The organism is Paraburkholderia sp. FW306-2-2C-D06C, from assembly GCF_058781505.1.
Genome location: NZ_JBYSWU010000001.1, coordinates 155,418 through 175,036 on the forward strand (window position 1 = coordinate 155,418; position 19,619 = coordinate 175,036).

Sequence of the window (19,619 nt, forward strand, 5' to 3'; positions counted from 1 at the left end):
CACCACGGACACGCGATGAAACAGCACTTCGATATTGTCGTCGTCGGCGCCGGTCCGGCCGGGTTGAATGCCGCGCGCGCGGCGGCCCGCGCGGGCGCATCTGTCGCGGTCCTCGACGACAATCCGCGCGCCGGCGGACAGATCTGGCGACAGGGGCCGGGGATTCCGCCGCCAACACCGCTACGCACGCTGCTCGACGCTTTGCGCATGCAAGGCGGCGTCACGCTGTTGCCTTCGACCCGCGTGATCGCGCCGTTGGGCTCACGCGGTTTGCTGCTCGAATCGGCGAAGCACGGCGGCGTGTGCGTCACCTACGAGCGGCTCATCCTTGCGACTGGCGCACGCGAGCGCCTGCTGCCGTTCGCCGGCTGGACGCTGCCGGGCGTGACCGGCGCAGGCGCGCTGCAGGCGCTCATCAAAGGCGGCATGCCGGTGCACGGCGAACGGATCGTGATTGCCGGCAGCGGTCCTTTGCTGCTCGCCGCGCTAGCCACCGCGCGTGCCGCCGGGGCGCAGGTAGTGGCGGTGGTCGAACAGGCATCGGCGGCGAAGCTCGGGCGTTTCGGCGCTTCATTGCTCGCCGAGCCCGCAAAGCTGTGGCAGGCCGTCCACTTGACGCGCGGCTTCGCGGGCTTGCGTTACTGGACCGGCAGCATCGTGCGGGAGGCGCAGGGTAGCGGCCGCGTCGAGCGCGTAACGATCCGGCGCGGCGAACGCGACGTGACGCTCGATTGCGAGCGCCTCGCGTGCGGTTATGGACTCGTGCCGAATGTCACGCTTGCGCAGGCGCTGGGTTGTGAGATCGGCGTGGCGGGCGAGATCGTCGTCGACAGCGAGCAGCGCACTTCGGTCGACGGCGTGCTGGCCGCCGGCGAATGCACGGGCATCGGCGGCGCGGAGTTGGCGCAGGTGGAAGGCGAGATCGCGGGCCTGGTGGCAAGCGGAGCCGCGCTGCGCGCACAATGTGTCCAACGCGCGCGGTGGCGGCGTTTCGGCCGGCGCGTCGAGTCGGCGTTCGCGTTGCAAGGCGCCACGCGCACCCCGCCCCCCGACGCCACGCTGCTGTGCCGCTGCGAAGACGTGAGCATCGGCGAAGTGCGCGCCTATCCGAACTGGCGCGAGGCCAAGCTGCACACCCGCTGCGGCATGGGCGCGTGCCAGGGAAGAATCTGCGGCGCGGCGGCGAGCCTGTATTTCGGCTGGCAAGCCGCCGCGCCGCGCCCGCCGTTCAGTCCAGCGCAAATCGGCACGTTGATGACGGCGAGCGCCGAGCCGCCGCTGTCCGAATGACGCCGGGGCCGGAGGGCCGTCCGCCAAGGGGACTCCCTTCGGGACGGATATTTTCCCCCGCCGCCTGGCCCTATAATCGACCGCACACGCTAACCGCCCAGATGCATGGATAAGCGGCGCAAACGGCGCAAACGGCGCAAACGGCGCAAAACGGGACACGCACGATGAACACGCTCGCTCATCCGCTCGAAGCTGACGACGCAACGCTGTCCGGCATGCTGTCGCATTTCACGCTGCTCGAGCCGGTGTTCGACGCGATGCCGGACGTCGTGTTCTTCGTCAAGGACGCGCAGGCGCGCTATGCGCTGGTCAATCGAACGCTCGCCTCGCGCTGCGGTTACAAGGAAAAAGCCGCGCTGCTCGGCAAGACCGCCGAGGACGTGTTTCCGCGCCGCTTCGGCCGCATCTACACCGCGCAGGACAAGGCGATCATCAACGTCGGCAACCAGCTAATCGATCAACTGGAACTGCATCTTTATCCGGGGCGCCAGCCCGGCTGGTGTCTGACCTGCAAACAGCCGCTGCGCGACGCGGCCGGCAAGGTGGTCGGCCTTGCCGGCATTTCGCGCGATCTGAAAGCGGACGAGGGCAGTCATCCCGCGTACAGCCGGCTCGCCGCAGTGGTGCAGTCCATCCAGGAAAACTACGTGCAGCCGTTGAATTTGAAACAGCTTGCGGCGATGGCGGATATGTCGGTCGCGCAACTGGAGCGCTACTTTCACAAAGTGTTTCATTTGACGCCGCGTCAGGTGTTGCTGAAAACGCGTCTTGACGCAGCCACCGCGCTGCTAGTTTCGCACGACAAGGTCACCGATGTCGCCGCGCTCTGCGGCTACACCGACCACAGCGCGTTTACGCGGCAATTCAAGGCGACCGTCGGCGTGACGCCGACCGAGTACCGGATGCTGCTGCACGGAACCGCGCGAAGCTGAGTTCGCGCATGGTTCGTCGCAAGCATCACTATTACGTGTACGTCGTCGCCCTGGACGATAAAGTCTGGAACGAGGCGCGCTTTCGCCGCGCGAATCCGGACTACCGGTTCGACAAGCCGTGCGTGTATGTGGGAATGACGGGACTGGACCCGGATCTGAGATTCGACCGGCATAAGGCCGGCATTCAGGCAAACCGCTATGTGCGCGATTACGGCCTGCGCCTCGTGCCCGAGTTGTATGAAGTGTTCAATCCAATGCCTTACCGCGGCGCCCAGGATATGGAAGTGGAGCTGGCGATTGGGCTGCGCGAAGCGGGGTACGGCGTGTGGCAGGCTTAAGAAGACGAAAGATGGACAACCGCGGGGGGCAACCGCAGGGGGCTGCGAATGCGAGCCCTGAGTTCAGGCGCGCGTAGTTACTTCACCCCAAGCCCGCGCAGCACCGCATTGCCCTCAGGCGTCAAACGGATATGCGACGCGCCGGAATCGCCGGATACCGTTTCGATCAAGCCGGCTTCGTGAAGCTGCGGAATCTCGGGTTTCGCGAAGGCGTCGATCGGCGCATGCAGCAACAGCAGCAGCGTGGCCAGTTCGTGGTGGCTCAGCAGGCGGCGCAAAATGGTAGGCCGCCTGGCCGGAGCCGGCGTGCCGTTCGGATCTTGATCGGGCTGGTTCATGGAACGCACCTTGTGCGGGATAGTGTCGGACGGATCATGCGGACGAAGTCTTAAACGTTTCTTAAGACCGCATTGTCCTGTAACACCGTGACACTATGATTGCTCTGGAACAAGTTTCCGAACGTTACGCTTGCCGCTCCTTACCTCATGGCGCGCAGGTTTTGCTGGCCGCCTCGATCCACAGATTGCCGACATGGCGTTTGCCCGCGTAGAAGCGGTAAGTGGTCGCGCCATTGTCGCTGCGCACCTTGACGATATTCGAATCGCCGAAGTCGAGCATCTGGCCCTGCGGGATCGCCGTCGACTTGAACGCGGCGTTGTGGCTGGTCGCCACCTGCGTCAGGCAGGCGACCACGTCGTTGACCGAGCGCTGCGTGGTTTTGTCGGTGACGGGCTCGCCGGCATCCGGGTTCTTCTGAAAGTACGCGCAAGCGCTAAAGAGCAGGGGAACTGACAGCACTACGGCAAACTTCTTCATATCTCTCCTGGCGTTTCGGTCCGGCCCGCTGCTGGCGCGCGGTGCCTGGCCGAAGGCGCCGCCGCGCTGCACCGGACCGCGGATCAACCGCCATTATATCGGTGCAGCGGGCTCGCCCGAGCCGTGCTGCACCGGACGAACCGATCCCGTTGACGCTCTGCTTATGGTTCTTAGGTTGTCAAACAACTGGACCGCTCAAGGCGCCCGCTGGCGCTTCGGCTGGCCGCTTACTTCCGGCGCTGCGCCTGCGCCGCGAGCCGCACGGCCGCGTTGGCCGCGCCATAGCCGTCGTAGCCGCCGCGCCGCTCGACGATTTCGAGGAAAAAGCGCTGGTCGAGCTGTTCGGTATAGGCGTGGAAAAATTCGCCGCCGCGTTCGTCGCGGTCGTACAGGATGTTGTGGGTGCGCAGCGCGTCGAGCGTCTCGTCCGGCAGCGCGTAGCGGGCGGCGAGGTCCTCGTAGTAATTGCGTGGGATGCGCAGCACCGGCACGCCGTCGGCGACGAATTCGGGGATCGCGCTGAAGATGTCGCCGGTGTTGAACGCGACGTGGTTCAGCCCGGAGCCGTGATAGGTGTGCAAGGCCTCCGCCACTGCCGTGTGACGGTCCACCGACGCGTTCAACGCGATGCGCACCGAGCCGTCGCGGCTGCGCAGCGCGCGGCTGCGCACCAGCCCGTAAGGATCGGGCACCAGCACGCCGGGCTCGGCTTCGAAACCGAAGGCGGTTCTCAGAAACAGCACCCACGTATCCAGCGAATTCGCCGGCACCGACAGGCAGACATGGTCGATGCGAGTGAGCGGACCCACTTCGCTTGGACCGTTGACGTCGGTGAGGATGAAATCGGCCTCGAACAGCGTGGGCTGGTCCGGCGCTTCGTCGACGAAATAATTCAGGCTGCCGTCGGGCGCCTGCACGGCGGGCAACACGCGCTCGTTCGGACCGATCTGGCCGGAGAACGGCGCGTAGCCGAAACCGGCGGCGCGCTCGAATGCCTGGTTCGCATCGTCAACGCGAAAGGCCGACGCGCACAGCGACAAACCATGCTGCTGGAAGAACGCGTTGGCGAACGAATCGGGTTCGGCGTTCAGCACGATCGACGCCGCGCCGTGCTGATACAGCGTCACGTCTTTCGAGCGATGCTGGCCGGCCTGGCGAAAGCGCAGCCTGCCGAGCCAGTCGACGAGTTGCGCGCGGGTCGTGTGGTCGACGGCGAATTCGAGGAACTGATAGCCGACGTGCGCGGGCGCGGCGGGCGGCTGATAAAGCTGCCCGACCGGCTGCTGCGTGGATTCGAGCAGCGCGCGGGTTTGCTCCTCGAGGAACAGCAGCGAACGGTGACCGTCCGCAGCGGTGATGTTGGTCGGCGCGGCGCGAAAGCCGTCGTTGAAAATTTCGAGCGAAAGCGGTCCCTGATAGCCGGTTTTGACGACCTGCGCGGTAAAGCCAGCCACGTCGAAGTCGCCCTGGCCCGGAAAGCAGCGGTAGTGGCGGCTCCATTCGAGCACGTCCATGGCCAGCTTCGGCGCGTCGGCGATCTGCACGAAAGCGATGCGCTCGCCCGGGATGCCGGCGATCGCGTCCACCGAATCGTTCAGCGACAGCGTATGAAAGCTGTCGAGCACGAGCCCGAGATTCGGATGATCGACCGCGTCGACGAGTTTCCACGCATGCCGGTAGGTCTTCACATGCTTGCCCCATGCGAGCGCTTCATAACCGGCGATCACGCCGGCTGCTTCGGCCGCGCGGGCCAGCGCGCCGAGCTGATCGATCATCAGCGCGTCGTCGCAAATGGTGTCGGGCGAGACGTTGCTGCACACCAGAATGCGCTCCGTGCCGAGCTCATGCATCACCTCGAACTTGCGCTTCGCACGATCGAGGTTGCGCGCGAGGCGCTCCGCGCTCACGCCGTCGAAATCGCGGAACGGCTGGAACAGCATGATTTTCAGGCCGAGATCGTCGGCGATGCGCCGCACGTCGGCCGGCGAGCCGTCGAAATACAGCAGGTCGTTCTCGAAGATCTCGACGCCTTCGAAGCCCGCCGCCCGAATCGCGGTCAGCTTCTCGACAAGGGTCCCGCTGATCGACACGGTGGCAATCGAACGTTGCATGAACGGCTCCTGCAAAAACGGTGAAACGGCTACTGAAGAGGGCGCGGACCGGCGGCTGCGTCGATGCCCGCGTGCCTTGGCGGCGATCATGTTGCGATGCGAAAAATGGTCTATTTCGTTACCTTAAACCAGCATGGCGCAGGCCGAAATGGCCCACGTCAGCGCAAGTTTCGGCAAGTCTATACAAACTAACTAGATCGTACAAATGCGTACAAACCCCGAATGACGGCTGCGGAGAATGGGTGCACACTGCCCTCACGTTGTAAAAAGGCGGCGCGTGTCGTGGTCCGCTTTGTGCCTTGCTTTGTGCCTTACTTCGCAGGAGTGGTTGTCATGAGTTTTGCATCGGTACTGGTCCTGAACGGGCCGAATCTCAATCTGCTGGGCACGCGCGAGCCGGCCATCTACGGCTCGGAAACACTCGACGACGTCGCGAGACTCTGCCGCGACGCGGGCGAGCGGCTCGACCTGTCGGTCGACTTCTGCCAGTCGAACGCCGAGCATCAGCTGATCGACTGGCTCCACGCGGCGCGCACCAAGGTCGACGGCATCGTGATCAATCCGGCGGCTTACACGCACACGTCGGTGGCGATCGCCGACGCGCTCAGCGCGATCGAAAAGCCCGTGATCGAAGTGCATATTTCAAACGTGCATCGGCGTGAGGCGTTCCGGCATCACTCGTTCGTATCGGCGGTGGCCGAGGCAGTGATCATCGGCTGCGGCACGCAAGGCTATGTGCTCGCTCTGGAACGGATGGCGACCATCCTTAAGAATAGGGCGGCCAAATGAATACGAAGTCGAATACGAAGTCCTATCTGGTCGGCCTGATCGGTTCGGGCATCGGCGGCTCGCTGAGCCCTGCGATGCATGAGGAGGAGGGCAGCCGGCTCGGCCTGCACTATGTCTACCGGCGCATCGATCTGGAAGCCTTGAAGCTCGACGCCGGCGCGCTGTCCGATCTGCTGGTTGCGGCCGAGCGCATGGGTTTTAACGGCCTGAACATTACGTACCCGTGCAAGCAGAGCGTCATTGCGCTGCTCGACGCACTGTCCGACGACGCGCGCGCGCTCGGCGCGGTCAACACGGTCTTGTTCAAAGACGGCAAACGCATCGGCCACAACACGGACTGGTCCGGTTTCGCCCGCGCGTTTCAGCGCGGTTTGCCGGATGTGTCGCTCGAGCGCGTCGTGCAGCTGGGCGCGGGCGGCGCCGGCGCGGCGGTCGCCCATGCCGCGCTGACGATGGGCGCGAAAACGCTCACGCTGTTCGATGTGGATGCCACGCGCGCCTCCTCGCTCGCCGCGGAATTGCAAAAGCGCTTCCCCGCGACGACGGTGAACGCCGGCGGCTCGCTTGCCGAGTCGCTCAAAGCCGCCACTGGCCTGATTCACGCAACGCCCACCGGGATGGCGAAATTGCCCGGTTTGCCGTTGCCGGTCGAATTGCTGCACCGCGACTTGTGGGTGGCCGATGTCGTCTATTTCCCGATTCGCACCGCGTTGTTGCAGGCGGCCGAAGAGATCGGCTGCCGCACGCTGAGCGGCGGCGGCATGGCGGTTTATCAGGCCGTCGACGCAATGCGCATCTTCACCGGACTGGAACCGGATGCCGAGCGCGTGTACACGCATTTCCAGTCGTTGCTGGAACGCTAGTTCAGCAGCACGCAACTGACGCACGAGCACCACACGAGCAGATTAGAGACAGAGAGACCCGGAGACGACATGCCACAACCCATCCATTCCAATCCCGCCGACGCGACGCTGCCGGCAAATGCCGCGGCCAGCGCGACGCACCGTTCGAAAGCCCGCTTTCAGATTCTCACGCTGCTCGCGGTCGGCACCATGATCAACTATCTGGACCGCACGGTGCTCGGCATCGCGGCGCCGCAATTGACCAAGGAGCTCGGCATCAATGCCGCGCTGATGGGGCTGTTGTTCTCCGTGTTCTCGTGGAGCTATGTGGCCTCGCAGATTCCGGGCGGACTGTTTCTCGACCGCTTCGGCAGCAAGCTCACGTATTTTCTGTCGATGACGTTGTGGTCGCTGTGCACGCTCGCGCAAGGGCTCGTGCATGGCATCGGCGCGCTGTTCGCGTTCCGGCTCGGTCTCGGCGTGTCGGAAGCGCCGTGTTTTCCGACCAATAGCCGGGTGGTGGCGACGTGGTTTCCGCAGAGCGAACGCGCGATGGCAACCGGCACCTACACCGTCGGCGAATATATCGGCCTCGCGTTTTTCAGCCCGCTCCTGTTCGCGCTGATGGGCGCGTTCGGCTGGCGTTCGCTGTTCTATGTGGTGGGCGGCGTAGGCATCGCGTTCGGTTTCGTCTGGTGGGCGTTCTATCGCGAGCCGCGCGATCATCCGTCGGCCAATCAGGCGGAACTGGACTATATCGAAGCGGGTGGCGGCTTGACGCATCGGAAGAAGGAGGCTGACGCGTCCAAGGCTTCCGCAGCTACGGCCGGGAGCGGTTTCGAATGGCGCACCATTGGCCGCCTGCTCAAGCACCGTCAGCTGACCGGCATCTGTCTCGGCCAGTTCGCCGGCAACTCGACGCTGGTGTTCTTCCTCACCTGGTTTCCGACCTACCTCGCCACGGAGCGCCACATGGCGTGGCTGAAGATCGGCTTCTTCGCGATCATGCCGTTCATTGCCGCGTCGATCGGCGTGATGTTCGGCGGCATCTTTTCCGACTGGCTCCTGCGGCGCGGCAAGTCGGCGAACGTGGCGCGCAAGCTGCCGATCATCGCCGGCCTGCTGCTCGCCTCGACGATCATTCTCGCTAACTATGTCGAGAGCAACGTGGCGGTGATCGCGATTCTGTCGGTGGCGTTTTTCGCGCAGGGCATGGCGGCGCTCGGCTGGACGCTGGTGTCGGACATCGCGCCCGACGGCCTGCTCGGCGTGACTGGCGGCATCTTCAACTTTGCGGCCAATCTGGCCGGCATCGTGACGCCGCTGGTGGTGGGGTTCATCGTCGCGGCAACCGGCTCGTTTGTCGGCGCGCTGGTGTTCATCGGCGCAGTCGCGTTGATCGGCGCGCTGTCGTACATCTTCATCGTCGGCGATATCAAGCGGATTGTGCTTGTGGATTGAGCGGCGCCTGATGCGCTGAAAGCCGCTGCGAAAACCGCGGTGGGGAAGCCGCGGTGGGGATGCCGCGGTGAAAACGAAAGGGACGTGGATGGCCGCGTCCCTTTTTTCTATTTCAGCCTTCCTTGCGTACGAAGCGCAGCACGGCGTCGACGATCATCGCGCGATGCCGCGCGCGCAAGCGCGGATGCGACGGATCGCGGCCGAACGCCGTACCGAAGGTATGGCGATTGCCGATGCGGTGAAAGCACAGCGAGCTGATCAGCAGATGCAGGTCGATCGCATCGACGTCGCTGCGAAACTGTCCCGCCGCGATGCCGCGCTGGAGCAGATCCTCGATCGTATGAATGACCGAGGCGTTGCGGCTTTTGAAGGTCTTCACCTGCTCGACGTACTTCGCGCCGTGAATATTTTCGATCGTGATGAGACGCACGAAATCGCGCTGGCGGTCGTGATAGTCGAACGTGAATTCCACCAGCGCGCGCATGCCCTCGACCGGATCGAGTTCGCTGATATGCAGATCCTGTTCGAGCGTGCGAATGTCGCCGTACACCTTTTCCAGCACCGCCTGATACAACCCTTCCTTGCTGCCGAAGTAGTAGTACAGCATGCGCTTGGTGGTGTTGGTGCGTTCCGCGATAGCGTCGACGCGCGCGCCCGTGAGCCCCATCGCCGAGAACTCCTGGGTCGCGACGTCGAGGATGTTGCGCTTCGTCTGTTCGGGATCGTACTTGCGCCGGGCGTCGCTACGTCGGGCGTCGCTACGCCGGGCGTCGGACGGGATGCCGTTGGTATCAGGCTCGGCGGCCTTGCTTCCCTTTTTCATTGTGTATTCGAGCGGCAGTGACGGCGCATTCTAGCATGGCGAAATGGCCGTCCGGAGCGGGTTCCGGGCATAAGCGGCGGCGTATCGGACGGCATCACGGCGCGGCACGCGGGGCGCGGCGCCGGGCGGCGAGCGCGTCGCGCGTTTGCATCGTGGTGTAGGTCAGCTGCGCGGCGGCCAGACCGAGCGCGCCGTACGCGGGCGTCAGCCCGAACCTTGCGAACGCTTCGGGCACCGGCCGTTCGCCGGAGATCGCCGCCGCCAGCAATTCGCCGGAGACAGTGGTCGGCGCCATCCCATGACCGCCGAAGCCGACCGCGTACCAGACGCCGTCGGCGCTGCGGCCGATTTGCGGCATTTTGTGCCGCGCGTAGCTCATCAGGCCGCCCCATGCGTACTCGATACGCACGTCGCGCAACTGTGGATAGACCTTTAGCAGATCGCGCCGCAGCAGGCGCGCGATGATCTCCGGCGCGCGGTCGCGCACCGAGATGCGGCCGCCCCACAGGATGCGCGTATCGGGCAGCGGGCGGTAATAGTCGAAGGCGAAGCGCGTGTCGTAGACGGCGGCTGAGGTGTCGAGCGCGTTTTTCAGGCGCGCGCCGAGCGGTTCGGTGGTCATCACGTAGGTGGCGATCGGCAGCACCGCGCGCTCGACCCTGGCGTACACGTTGCGCGCATAGCCGCCGCCCGCCATCACGACGTGGCGCGCTTCGATCGCGCCGTGCGGCGTGTGCACGACAAAGCCGGCGCCCTCGCGCTGCAAGCGCAAGACCGATGATTTCTCGTAGATCCGCACGCCTGCGCCGGCCGCCGCCCCGGCGACGCCGAGTACGTATTTCAGCGGATGAAAATGGAACGCGTTGCGCTCGAACAGACCGCCGTGATAACGGCTCGTCTTCAGTTGCTCTGCAAGCCGCGCGGCTGGCACGGGCTCCCATTCGACGCCGAACGATTCCTGCATCAGGCGCCGCTGCGTTTCGAGCCGCGCGGGTTCGTCGAACCAGTTGGCGAGGATCACGCCGGCATCAGTCGCGTCGCAGTCGATGCCGTAGCGCCGAATGCGCCGGCGCATCAGATCGACGGCTTCGGTGGTCAGCGTATAGAGTTCGCGGGCGCGGGCCGGGCCCAGGGTTTTCAGCAGATCGGCGCAATCGAGGCTGTAGCCGCCGAACACGAATCCGCCGTTGCGCCCCGATGCGCCGAAGCCCACTCGCTCGGCCTCGAGCACGACCACCTCGGTGACGCCGCGCTCGGCGAGCCCCAGCGCGGTCGACAAACCCGCCAGCCCGCCGCCGATGATGCACACGTTGGCGCTGCAGCGGCCGGACAGCGGAGCATGTTCAGGGCGGGTGACGGTGGCTTCGTAAAAGTTTTGCATGCAGCTAGGTTAGCGGCAATCTCACGCACGCGTCCAGCCTTTACGCGCGGATAGAAGCAGCGCGCTGCAGGGATAAAACCATCGGCAAAACAAAGGCCGGCATCCGCATCCTGCGAATGCCGGCCCGCAGGACCGCTTTATCCACGCATTGTCCAGTTACTTGCCCCAGCGCAACACCAGCGGATCGAGCCGGCGCGCGACCTTCAGCAAGCCTTCACGCGTGGCCGGATGCATCGGCGGCAATGGATGGCGCACCGCGTCCGAGCGGATCACGCCGCCTTCCTTCATCAACGCCTTGCACGACGCGAGACCGCCCTGGCGGTTCTCGTAGTTGATGAGCGGCAGCCATTGCTGATAATGCGCGGCGGCCGCTTCGGCATCGCCCGCGGCGTAGGCGTCGACGATCAGGCGGATGCCGTCGGCGTAGCCGCCGCCGGTCATCGAACCGGTTGCGCCCGCATCGAGATCGGCCATCAAGGTGATCGCTTCTTCACCGTCCCACGGACCGGCAATCGCATCGCCGCCCAACTCGATCAGCTCGCGCAGCTTGTTCGCCGCTTGCGGCACTTCGATCTTGAAGTACGACACGTTGTGCAGCTCGCGCGCCAGCCGGGCGAGGAACGGTGCGGAGAGCGCCGTGCCGCTGACCGGCGCGTCCTGGATCATGATCGGAATCCCGATCGCGTCGGATACCACGCGATAGAACTCATAAATGCCGCGCTCGCCGATCCGGATCGTCGCGCCGTGATACGGCGGCATGATCATCACCATCGCGGCGCCGGCCACCTGTGCGCTGCGGCTGCGTTCGGCGCAGAGGTGCGAGCTGAAATGCGTGGTCGTGACGATCACCGGCACGCGGCCCGCGACATGTTCGAGCACCACGTGCATCAGCGTGTTGCGTTCGTCATCGGAGAGCGCGAACTGCTCGGAGAAATTCGCCAGAATGCACAGGCCGTTGGAGCCCGCGTCGATCATGAAATCGATGCAGCGTTTCTGGCCTTCGAGGTCGAGACGGCCGGCCTCGTCGAAGATGGTCGGCGCGACGGGGAACACGCCGCGGAAGGGGGCTTTGCTGGATGCGTTTGTCATGGTGGCCGGTGTGAGCGAAGGTGGTGAAGTGACGACCGTAAAGCGACGACTGTGCAGCGAGGGCGTTTTGAATGTCTCCGGCGTCGACTATACGGCGGGCATCGCCAGGCTGTATATTGAATTGTTTCCATCTTGTGATCGCTTTTGCGACTTACCCCGTTGCCCCATTGTTGTTTGTCCGAAGCGCACCGATTCCATGAAAGACACCCTGAACGTATTGCTGTCGAGATTACGTATGAAACAGCTGCAATTGCTGATCGCGCTCGACGACCGCAAGTCCCTGCACCAGGCCGCCGGCGCGATGTCGATGACGCAATCGGCCGCCAGCAAGGCGCTGCAGGAGCTGGAATCGATGCTGGAGGCGCCGCTCTTCGAGCGCTCGAAGAACGGCATGATCCCGAATCAGCTCGGTCATTGCGTGATCCGCTACGCGCGGCTCGTGGCGACGGACCTCGCTTCGCTGTGTCAGGACGTCGCCGAAATACGCTCAGGGCGTGGCGGCCGTCTGGCGATCGGCGCGATCATGGGCGCGATTCCCGAGCGGGTCGTGCCGGCGTTGAACGAATTGCATGCCGGGCAGCCGGGTCTGTCGATCGAGGTGGTGGAAGATACGAGTGCGCGGATGCTGCTGCAACTCGACGAAGGCCGGCTCGATCTGGTGATCGGCCGTGCTGCGGTCGCCGCCGATCCGTCGAAATATCACTATCGGCCGCTCGGCGACGAGCCGTTATCGGTGGTGGTCGGCTATGGCCATCCGGCGTTGCCGAAGAAGGAAGTGAACTTGCGCGATCTGGCCGGACACCGTTGGGTGATGTATCCGTCGCATATGCCGCTGCACGCGTTGCTCGAACGGGAGATGGATCTGGCTGGACTCGACATGCCGGAAAACCCGATTTCAACCGCTTCCACGTTTGTGACGGTCGCATTACTGCAAAGCAGTCCCGATCTGGTCTCGCTTTTACCCACGGGTATCGCCGAAATGTTCGTCCGGCAAAAAATGTTGCGCACGGTGCCGGTCAAACTGAAGTCGCCTTCGCAGACCTTCGGCATTGTGACGCGCAAGGGCGGCGTGCTCTCGCCGGCGGCCGAGCAGTTTATCCAGTTGTTGCGTGGACAGAAAGTAGCGGAAGCAGTGCACAAAAAGTAGCGGAAGCAGTGCACAAAACCGCCTGAAACAGCGGTTTTTCGGCACGTGAAACTGAAAGACCCTCAATATCGCATCGCGATTTGTGCTCCGCCACGCGTTGCAAAAAAGGTGTTGCAGCCACGACACTCTCGGGTAAACCGAACCAGATGCGCACATCGGTTCCGCGCTAAACTGATTCAAAGGTGCGCCTGATTTTGCTGTGTGGCGCCCGCCTCGGAGAGTAGCCATGAATCGGCCACTGGTTCGGTTTCCGCTTCGCGCGACGGGTAGGGCACCCGTGTGGAAGTGGCTCAAATGGGGGCTGGCAGCGGCATTTTTGCTTGCGCTGGCGTTCGCTGCGCGCTTTTGCCAGGTCGAAATCGAGACCTCGCGATTGCAGGCGCGCTATCTATCCGAACTGACGAGCGAGGTCGGCTTCTCCGTCGCCGACGGTCCAAGTCATTCCATCCGCTTTCCCTTAGCCGATCACGGTCCTTACGACAGCCGCCTTGGCTACGCTTTGCTGCCGTCGTTCCAGCAGCGCCTCCTCGAACGCGGATTTGAAATCCGTTCGCAGACGCGCGATTCCGAGCGGATGTTGTCGCTGGCGGATTACGGCCTGTTTCTGCCTTACGCCGAAAAAGATCAGGCCGGGCTGCAACTCTTCGATGGCACCGGCACGCCACTCTTTGGTGCACAGTTTCCCGGCAACGTGTATGACGACTTCGACGCGATTCCGCCGCTTGTCGTGAGCTCGCTGCTTTTTATCGAAGACCGTTATCTGCTCGACCCGAGTCAGCCGAACCGCAACCCGGCAATCGACTGGGGACGTTTTAGCCGCGCGCTGGCCGACCAGGGCGCACGCGTGTTCAACCATCATCAGTCAACGCCCGGCGGCAGCACGCTCGCAACGCAGATTGAGAAGTTCCGTCACTCGGCCGGCGGCCGCACGGCAACGCCGCCAGAAAAATTGCGGCAAATCGCGTCGGCCTCGGTGCGCGCCTATCTGAACGGCCCGCAGACGATGCCCGTGCGCCAGCAGATCGTCGTGCACTATCTGAACTCGGTGCCGCTTGCCGCGCAACCGGGCATCGGCGAAATCAACGGGATCGGCGACGGCCTTGCCGCGTGGTACGGACGCGATTTCAACGACGTGAACCGCATCCTCAAAGCGCCGCCGACGCCGGATAATCTCGCCGGGCAAGGCATCGCTTTCCGGCAGGTGCTGTCGCTGATGATCGCGCAACGTGCGCCGTCGTATTTCCTGACTCACGGCTATGCCGAACTTCAACGTCTGACGGATAGTTATTTGCGCCTGCTGGCGAGCAACGGCATCATCCCAATCCCGCTGCGCGACGCCGCGCTGTCCGCGCAAGTGGAATTGCACCACGCGTCCAGAACGCAGAACGCGGACTCGTTCGTGTCGCGCAAGGCCGTGACGTCGATGCGCTCGCATCTATTGACCGCGCTCGGCGTCCCGAGCTTCTATGAACTCGACCGGCTCGATCTGCAGGCAACGGGTACGCTCAACAATGCTGTGCAGCAGGCGGTCAGCGAACGGCTCGCCGCCGCGGCGACCCGCGACGGCGCCAAGGCCGCCGGCCTGGTGGGATACGAAATGCTGCGCGCGTCGGACGATCCGTCGAGAATCGCCTATAGCTTCACGCTGTTCGAACGGCGCGACGGCGCGAACCTCGTGCGGGTGCAAACCGACAGCGTCAATCAGCCGTTCGATATCAATTCCGGCGCACGTCTGAATCTCGGTTCCACCGCGAAACTGCGCACTCTCGTGACGTATTTGCAGATCGTCTCCGAGCTGCATGCGCGTTATGCACCGCTGAGCATAGCGGAGCTGAAAGCAGTCAAACCCGATCCGAACGACAGACTGACGCGCTGGGCGATCGATTACCTTTCGCATACCTCGGACCGCTCGTTGCAGGCGATGCTCGATGCGGCCGTTGAACGCAAATATTCGGCGAGTCCTGGCGAAACGTTCTACACCGGCGGCGGCGCGCAGACCTTCAACAATTTCGAAGCCGATGACAACGGCCGCATCCTGACCGTACACCAGGCGTTCCAGCATTCGGTGAATCTGGTGTTCGTGCGCCTGATGCGCGATATCGTGCACTACGAGATGGTTCAGACCACCGGAGCGTCGTCACAATGGCTCGGCGATCCGGCGGCGCGCAAGATGTATCTGACGCGTTTCGCGGATCAGGAAAGCCGCGTGTACATGAATCGTTTCTACACGAAGTATCACGGCAAAACGCCCGATCAGACGCTGGCGTTGTTGCTGCTCGGCGTGCGTAAATCGCCGCCTAAAGTGGCGACGGTATTGCGCAGCGTCGCGCCGGATGAATCCAACGCGTGGTTCAACGCGAAGATGCGTGCCGCGTTGAAGAACACGCCGGCCGCTTCCATGCTGGACGACGAGGACCTCGCGAATCTTTACGACAAGTACGCGATCGACCGCTTCAACCTGAACGACCGTGGGTACATTTCGAGCGTCCATCCGCTCGAACTGTGGACCGTCAACTATCTGCGCGAGCATCCCGACGCGACGCTCGGCCAGATGCAGAACGCGAGCCGCGACGTGCGTCTTTCCACGTACTCGTGGCTCTTCAAGACGCGCTATCACGCGACCCAGGATCGTCGCATCAAGCGGATAGTCGAACAGCGCGCGTTCGATGCGATCGGCAAATCATGGCAGGCGCTCGGCTATCCGTTCGCGACACTCACGCCGTCGTATGCGGCGGCGATCGGCGCGTCGGGCGACCGGCCGGCCGCACTTGCGCAACTGATCGGCGTGATCGCCAACGGCGGCAACAAGGTGCCGACCGAAAGCCTCACGCAACTCGACTTCGCGAAAGACACGCCGTACGAAACGCACTTCGAGCGCGCGGCCGTGGCGCCGCAACAGCAGCTGTCGCCGGAAATTACCGGCGTGGTGAGAGGGCTGCTGCGCGACGTCGTGACGGGCGGCACAGGCAGGCGCCTCGCGCAGGGCATGACCTTTCCCAATGGCCAGACATTCGAGGTGTACGGCAAGACCGGCACCGGCGATCAGCGCTTTAACGTGTTCGCCAAAGGCGCACGTTTGATCGAGTCGCGCAAGGTGAACCGCAGCGCAACCTTTGTGTTCGTGATGGGGGACCGCTTTTACGGCACGCTGACCGCGTGGGTGCATGAACCTTATGCGGCGCGTTACGAGTTCACAAGCGCGCTCTCGGTACAGTTGCTGAAGTCGCTCGCGCCGGTGCTGCAGCCATTGCTGGACGAGCAGCCCACGAAAACCGCCGCCGCGACGAAGGTAATCACACAATGAGCACGCAATGAGCACGCAATGAGCGTGTGATGGTTGCCTGACCTTTGCCCGACCTAGTAGTCGGCGTCCAGCGCCGGCTTCAGAAACAGCTCATGCACCGGCGCGAAGTGCGCGTAGAGCGGCAGAATCGCGCCGCCCATTGCGCGCGCATCCGCGCCGATGGTGCCTTCCAGCAGTTGCGGACGCACCATGCCTTCCCACTCGAAACCATCGAGCACACGCTCGGTACGGCGGATGATTTCGCGCACCAGTTGCCGGTCGAGTTCGCCGTCGACCACTACCGCTTCCAGGTCGAGCAGCGCCGCGGCATTGGTCAGCGCGTTGGCGATCGCCGGGCAAGCGGTGTCGAGCCACTGCTCGGTCTGCCGCCACAACTCCGGCGACAGCGCGCGATGGTCGTGCGCCGCGGCCGGCGGCGCCCCCGCATCGCTTAACAACTGTTCGAGCACGAAGCCGGATGCCGCGTGCAGCAATTGCCGGGCAGGCTTGCGCGCAGTGCCGTCCCGAAGCGGAATCGAACCGACGGCCCCGGCGTTGTCATGCGGTCCGCCGTGCAAACGGCCGTCGATCACCAGCCCGCCGCCGATAAACGTGCCGACGAACAGGTACAGAAAATGGTGAATCCCGCGGCCCTGGCCCATCACGAGTTCGGCGGCGCAGGCGGCGGTGGTGTCTTTGGCGAACTCGACGGGCAAGCCCGTCATCGTTGCGACGCGGCTGCGCAAGTCGATCTCGTTCCAGGCTTCCAGCGCGTCGGGCGGCGCGCCGAGAAAGTCGCGCCAGCCGCCGAGCCACAGCGGCGCGGCCACGCCTACGCCGACCACCTTGTTCGCTTTCGCGCCGAGCGCCTGGTTCACGCGCGCCAGTTTGCTTTCGAGCGCGGGGAACAGTGTGCGCGGATCGGGATAGGCATACTCGAATACATCGCGGCACACCACGTGGCCCGCGAAATCCATCGCCAGCACGTCGAGACTGCGGCGCCCCACCTTGATGCCGATGGTGTAGGCCCCTTCGGCATGCAACGCGATCGGCACCGACGGCTGACCGATCCTGCCGCGCACGCGCGCCTGCTTCTCGAGCAGGCCGTCTTCTATCAGGCGCTCGACGATCATCGAAACCGTCTGCATCGACAGGCGCGTGAGGCGGCCCACGTCGGCTTTGGGCAGCGGTCCGTGCAAACGGATCGCCTGCAACACGATCCGCTCGTTGAACTGCCGCATGCCGACCTGGTTCGAGCCGACCGTGCGTTTGAGGGGGGAGCGGGGGCCGGTGGTTTCCATCGTCGGGTGCCGCGGCTCAGCAGGATGCGGGCATCATGCAATCGCCTTGACGTCCGCTTTCTTCGCGCCCGTCATGATCGCGACAGCCTCCGACATGTGCACGTCCCTGGTCTTGACGAGCGCTGCGCGCTGGCCGAGCCGCTGAATATGAATGCGGTCGGCGACTTCGAAGACGTGCGGCATGTTGTGGCTGATCAGGATCACTGGCAGACCGCGGTCGCGCACGCGCCGGATCAGTTCGAGCACCATGTTGCCTTCCTTCACGCCGAGCGCGGCGGTGGGCTCGTCGAGAATCACCACGTGCCGTGCAAATGCCGCGCTGCGCGCCACGGCCACGCCTTGACGCTGGCCGCCGGAGAGCGTTTCAACGGCCTGGCGCATCGAACGGATGCCGATCTGCAGGTCCTTCATTGCCGCGGTCGCTTCCTCTAGCATGCGGCGCTTGTCGATCATCTTGAAGAGCGAACCGCGCCAGCCCGGCTTGAGCAGCTCGCGGGCAAGGAACAGGTTTTCGGCGATGCTCATCGCCGGCGCCACCGCGAGTTCCTGATACACGGTTTCGATGCCTTGAGCGCGCGCGTCCAGCGGACTGCGGAATTTGACGGGCTTGCCGTCGAGCCGAATCTCGCCTTCATCGGGCACCAAGGCGCCGGAAAGGGCCTTGATCAACGACGACTTGCCCGCGCCGTTGTCGCCGATCACGGCGAGAATCTCGCCGGGCAGCAATTCGAAATCGCAACCGTCGAGCGCGGTGACGTGGCCGTAGCGTTTGACGAGTCCGCGCGCCTGCAAGACGGGCATCGCGGCGGAAGCGGAAGTAGGTGTCGACATGACTGGCTCCTGTCGGCCTGAGTTAGCGCTTTAGCGCTTACTCAGGCCCCATGCAAGGTAATTGCGGTCGGCCTGAGTTAGCGCTTTAGCGCTTACTCAGGCCCCATGCAAGGTAATTGCGGTCGGCCTGAGTTAGCGCTTTAGCACTTACTCAGGCCCCATGCAAGATAGTTGCGGTTGGGTGATCAACCGCGCCGATGAGAGAGTTTGTCCGCGGCGACCGCGAGAATCACCAGCATGCCGGTGATCAACACCTGGTAGACCGAAGAGACGCCGATCAGCGTCAAGCCGTTGCGAAACACGCCGACAATCAGCGCGCCGAGCAGCGTGCCGACAATGGAGCCGCGTCCGCCGAACAGACTCGTGCCGCCCAGCACCACCGCGGTGATGCTGTCGAGATTCTCGGTTTGCCCGGCCTGCGGATCGCCGACGCCGGTGCGCGACACCGACAGCAGCGCGGCGATGCCGTAGATCGCGCCGGCCAGCGAGTACACCGTAAGCAGGATCTTCTGCGACGAGAGGCCCATCAGACGCGCGGCTTCGGCGTTGTTGCCGAGTGCGTACAAATGCCGGCCTGGGACCGTGTCGCGCAACACGAACCACGTCGCCAGATACATCAGCAGCGTGAGCACGGTGCCGTACGTGACGTCGGCGGGGCCGAGCTTGAAGGTGTTGCCGAAGAACATGATCGCATCCGGCAGGTTCGATACGCTCTCCGCGTTCGAATAGATCTGTGTGAGCGCGAAGGCGATGTTCAGCGTACCCAGCGTGACGATGAACGCGGGCAGTTTGATGCGCGTGATCAGCACGCCGTTGAGCGCGCCGAACAGCGTGCTCGCGGCGATGCCGCACAGAATCGCGAGCACCGGCGGCACGCCGAGCGTGACCGCGAATTTGGTCATGATGATCGAGCCGAACGCCATCACCATCCCGCATGACAGGTCGATGCCCCCGGTGAGCACGATCAGCGTCTGGCCGATCGCGATGACGGCGACCACCATTGTCTGCTGCAGGATCAGCGACAGGTTCTGGAACGACAGGAAGCGGCTGCTCTGCGAGATGAAAAAGGCGCAGGCAAGCACCAGTGCGATCAGCGGGCCGATTTCGGCGAGCGACGGCAAACGGTCGGTGAAGTGGCGCGTGTGGCTGACCGGCGCGGAGGGAGTCGACATGATGGGTGTCCTC

The 19,619-nt window shown here is 64.0% G+C and carries 17 protein-coding genes; 8 read left to right on the top strand and 9 right to left on the bottom strand.

Annotated elements, in window-relative coordinates; translation table 11 throughout:
• The first annotated feature begins 15 nt into the window (after positions 1 to 15).
• The 3 genes from AC3WLT_RS00710 (at position 16) to AC3WLT_RS00720 (ending at position 2,560) form a co-directional block, all read left to right on the top strand.
• A complete protein-coding gene (locus AC3WLT_RS00710; RefSeq protein ID WP_492589808.1) occupies positions 16 to 1,290 on the top strand; it encodes an FAD-dependent oxidoreductase in 1,275 nt (424 codons plus the stop codon).
• Between the two features lie 164 nt (positions 1,291 to 1,454).
• Complete coding sequence (locus tag AC3WLT_RS00715) at positions 1,455 to 2,222, top strand: PAS domain-containing protein (RefSeq protein ID WP_492589809.1); 768 nt, start codon at positions 1,455 to 1,457, stop codon at positions 2,220 to 2,222.
• A gap of 8 nt (positions 2,223 to 2,230) precedes the next feature.
• Positions 2,231 to 2,560, top strand: coding sequence for a hypothetical protein (locus AC3WLT_RS00720; RefSeq protein WP_201075957.1), 330 nt, complete (start codon positions 2,231 to 2,233; stop codon positions 2,558 to 2,560).
• 77 nt (positions 2,561 to 2,637) lie between these two features.
• Here the strand turns inward: AC3WLT_RS00720 and AC3WLT_RS00725 are convergent, their stop codons facing one another.
• From AC3WLT_RS00725 to AC3WLT_RS00735, 3 genes are all read right to left on the bottom strand, one after another.
• Entirely contained in the window at positions 2,638 to 2,898 is a 261-nt protein-coding gene (locus AC3WLT_RS00725; protein WP_492589812.1) for a hypothetical protein, read from the bottom strand.
• Positions 2,899 to 3,043: 145 nt separating this feature from the next.
• Complete coding sequence (locus tag AC3WLT_RS00730) at positions 3,044 to 3,376, bottom strand: hypothetical protein (RefSeq protein ID WP_492589813.1); 333 nt, start codon at positions 3,374 to 3,376, stop codon at positions 3,044 to 3,046.
• Positions 3,377 to 3,603: 227 nt separating this feature from the next.
• Positions 3,604 to 5,487: a bifunctional sugar phosphate isomerase/epimerase/4-hydroxyphenylpyruvate dioxygenase family protein gene (locus tag AC3WLT_RS00735; protein ID WP_492589815.1), complete on the bottom strand. Its 1,884-nt coding sequence runs from the start codon at positions 5,485 to 5,487 to the stop codon at positions 3,604 to 3,606.
• A 333-nt stretch (positions 5,488 to 5,820) separates the two neighbouring features.
• Between AC3WLT_RS00735 and aroQ the strand changes: the two genes are divergently transcribed.
• From aroQ to AC3WLT_RS00750, 3 genes are all read left to right on the top strand, one after another.
• Positions 5,821 to 6,276, top strand: a complete 456-nt coding sequence (gene aroQ, locus AC3WLT_RS00740; RefSeq protein WP_492589817.1) for a type II 3-dehydroquinate dehydratase — start codon at positions 5,821 to 5,823, stop codon at positions 6,274 to 6,276.
• Positions 6,273 to 7,139, top strand: coding sequence for a shikimate dehydrogenase (locus AC3WLT_RS00745; protein ID WP_492589818.1), 867 nt, complete (start codon positions 6,273 to 6,275; stop codon positions 7,137 to 7,139). The genes aroQ and AC3WLT_RS00745 overlap by 4 nt, the downstream gene beginning before the upstream one ends.
• A gap of 69 nt (positions 7,140 to 7,208) precedes the next feature.
• Positions 7,209 to 8,579: an MFS transporter gene (locus AC3WLT_RS00750; protein WP_492589820.1), complete on the top strand. Its 1,371-nt coding sequence runs from the start codon at positions 7,209 to 7,211 to the stop codon at positions 8,577 to 8,579.
• Between the two features lie 112 nt (positions 8,580 to 8,691).
• Here AC3WLT_RS00750 and AC3WLT_RS00755 read toward each other — a convergent pair whose 3' ends face one another.
• The 3 genes from AC3WLT_RS00755 to AC3WLT_RS00765 all read right to left on the bottom strand — a co-directional run bounded on the left by AC3WLT_RS00755 (position 8,692) and on the right by AC3WLT_RS00765 (position 11,872).
• Complete coding sequence (locus AC3WLT_RS00755) at positions 8,692 to 9,402, bottom strand: TetR/AcrR family transcriptional regulator (RefSeq protein ID WP_492589822.1); 711 nt, start codon at positions 9,400 to 9,402, stop codon at positions 8,692 to 8,694.
• Positions 9,403 to 9,496: 94 nt separating this feature from the next.
• Positions 9,497 to 10,783, bottom strand: coding sequence for an NAD(P)/FAD-dependent oxidoreductase (locus tag AC3WLT_RS00760; RefSeq protein ID WP_492589823.1), 1,287 nt, complete (start codon positions 10,781 to 10,783; stop codon positions 9,497 to 9,499).
• A 156-nt stretch (positions 10,784 to 10,939) separates the two neighbouring features.
• A complete protein-coding gene (locus AC3WLT_RS00765; protein WP_492589825.1) occupies positions 10,940 to 11,872 on the bottom strand; it encodes a dihydrodipicolinate synthase family protein in 933 nt (310 codons plus the stop codon).
• Positions 11,873 to 12,068: 196 nt separating this feature from the next.
• Between AC3WLT_RS00765 and AC3WLT_RS00770 the strand changes: the two genes are divergently transcribed.
• The gene (locus AC3WLT_RS00770; RefSeq protein WP_492589826.1) at positions 12,069 to 13,019 is read left to right on the top strand and encodes a LysR family transcriptional regulator; all 951 of its coding nucleotides are present in this window, start codon (positions 12,069 to 12,071) and stop codon (positions 13,017 to 13,019) included.
• Positions 13,020 to 13,245: 226 nt separating this feature from the next.
• Entirely contained in the window at positions 13,246 to 16,323 is a 3,078-nt protein-coding gene (locus AC3WLT_RS00775; RefSeq protein ID WP_492589828.1) for a transglycosylase domain-containing protein, read from the top strand.
• Between the two features lie 53 nt (positions 16,324 to 16,376).
• On the opposite strand, the gene AC3WLT_RS00780 is transcribed toward AC3WLT_RS00775, so the two are convergent.
• The 3 genes from AC3WLT_RS00780 to AC3WLT_RS00790 all read right to left on the bottom strand — a co-directional run bounded on the left by AC3WLT_RS00780 (position 16,377) and on the right by AC3WLT_RS00790 (position 19,606).
• Entirely contained in the window at positions 16,377 to 17,603 is a 1,227-nt protein-coding gene (locus AC3WLT_RS00780; protein WP_492589829.1) for an ROK family transcriptional regulator, read from the bottom strand.
• Between the two features lie 33 nt (positions 17,604 to 17,636).
• Positions 17,637 to 18,434 carry an ATP-binding cassette domain-containing protein gene (locus AC3WLT_RS00785; RefSeq protein ID WP_492589830.1) on the bottom strand — a complete coding sequence of 266 codons (798 nt, stop codon included), beginning with the start codon at positions 18,432 to 18,434 and terminating at the stop codon, positions 17,637 to 17,639.
• Positions 18,435 to 18,619: 185 nt separating this feature from the next.
• Positions 18,620 to 19,606 carry an ABC transporter permease gene (locus AC3WLT_RS00790; RefSeq protein WP_492589832.1) on the bottom strand — a complete coding sequence of 329 codons (987 nt, stop codon included), beginning with the start codon at positions 19,604 to 19,606 and terminating at the stop codon, positions 18,620 to 18,622.
• Between the last annotated feature and the right edge of the window lie 13 nt (positions 19,607 to 19,619).

What these genes read in the sequence shown, in the direction of transcription:
- AC3WLT_RS00710 (WP_492589808.1), top strand. Translation starts at nt 16, where the DNA reads ATGAAACAGCACTTCGATATTGTCGTCGTCGGCGCCGGTCCGGCCGGG.
- AC3WLT_RS00715 (WP_492589809.1), top strand. Translation starts at nt 1,455, where the DNA reads ATGAACACGCTCGCTCATCCGCTCGAAGCTGACGACGCAACGCTGTCC.
- AC3WLT_RS00720 (WP_201075957.1), top strand. Translation starts at nt 2,231, where the DNA reads ATGGTTCGTCGCAAGCATCACTATTACGTGTACGTCGTCGCCCTGGAC.
- AC3WLT_RS00725 (WP_492589812.1), bottom strand. Translation starts at nt 2,898, where the DNA reads ATGAACCAGCCCGATCAAGATCCGAACGGCACGCCGGCTCCGGCCAGG.
- AC3WLT_RS00730 (WP_492589813.1), bottom strand. Translation starts at nt 3,376, where the DNA reads ATGAAGAAGTTTGCCGTAGTGCTGTCAGTTCCCCTGCTCTTTAGCGCT.
- AC3WLT_RS00735 (WP_492589815.1), bottom strand. Translation starts at nt 5,487, where the DNA reads ATGCAACGTTCGATTGCCACCGTGTCGATCAGCGGGACCCTTGTCGAG.
- aroQ (WP_492589817.1), top strand. Translation starts at nt 5,821, where the DNA reads ATGAGTTTTGCATCGGTACTGGTCCTGAACGGGCCGAATCTCAATCTG.
- AC3WLT_RS00745 (WP_492589818.1), top strand. Translation starts at nt 6,273, where the DNA reads ATGAATACGAAGTCGAATACGAAGTCCTATCTGGTCGGCCTGATCGGT.
- AC3WLT_RS00750 (WP_492589820.1), top strand. Translation starts at nt 7,209, where the DNA reads ATGCCACAACCCATCCATTCCAATCCCGCCGACGCGACGCTGCCGGCA.
- AC3WLT_RS00755 (WP_492589822.1), bottom strand. Translation starts at nt 9,402, where the DNA reads ATGAAAAAGGGAAGCAAGGCCGCCGAGCCTGATACCAACGGCATCCCG.
- AC3WLT_RS00760 (WP_492589823.1), bottom strand. Translation starts at nt 10,783, where the DNA reads ATGCAAAACTTTTACGAAGCCACCGTCACCCGCCCTGAACATGCTCCG.
- AC3WLT_RS00765 (WP_492589825.1), bottom strand. Translation starts at nt 11,872, where the DNA reads ATGACAAACGCATCCAGCAAAGCCCCCTTCCGCGGCGTGTTCCCCGTC.
- AC3WLT_RS00770 (WP_492589826.1), top strand. Translation starts at nt 12,069, where the DNA reads ATGAAAGACACCCTGAACGTATTGCTGTCGAGATTACGTATGAAACAG.
- AC3WLT_RS00775 (WP_492589828.1), top strand. Translation starts at nt 13,246, where the DNA reads ATGAATCGGCCACTGGTTCGGTTTCCGCTTCGCGCGACGGGTAGGGCA.
- AC3WLT_RS00780 (WP_492589829.1), bottom strand. Translation starts at nt 17,603, where the DNA reads ATGGAAACCACCGGCCCCCGCTCCCCCCTCAAACGCACGGTCGGCTCG.
- AC3WLT_RS00785 (WP_492589830.1), bottom strand. Translation starts at nt 18,434, where the DNA reads ATGTCGACACCTACTTCCGCTTCCGCCGCGATGCCCGTCTTGCAGGCG.
- AC3WLT_RS00790 (WP_492589832.1), bottom strand. Translation starts at nt 19,606, where the DNA reads ATGTCGACTCCCTCCGCGCCGGTCAGCCACACGCGCCACTTCACCGAC.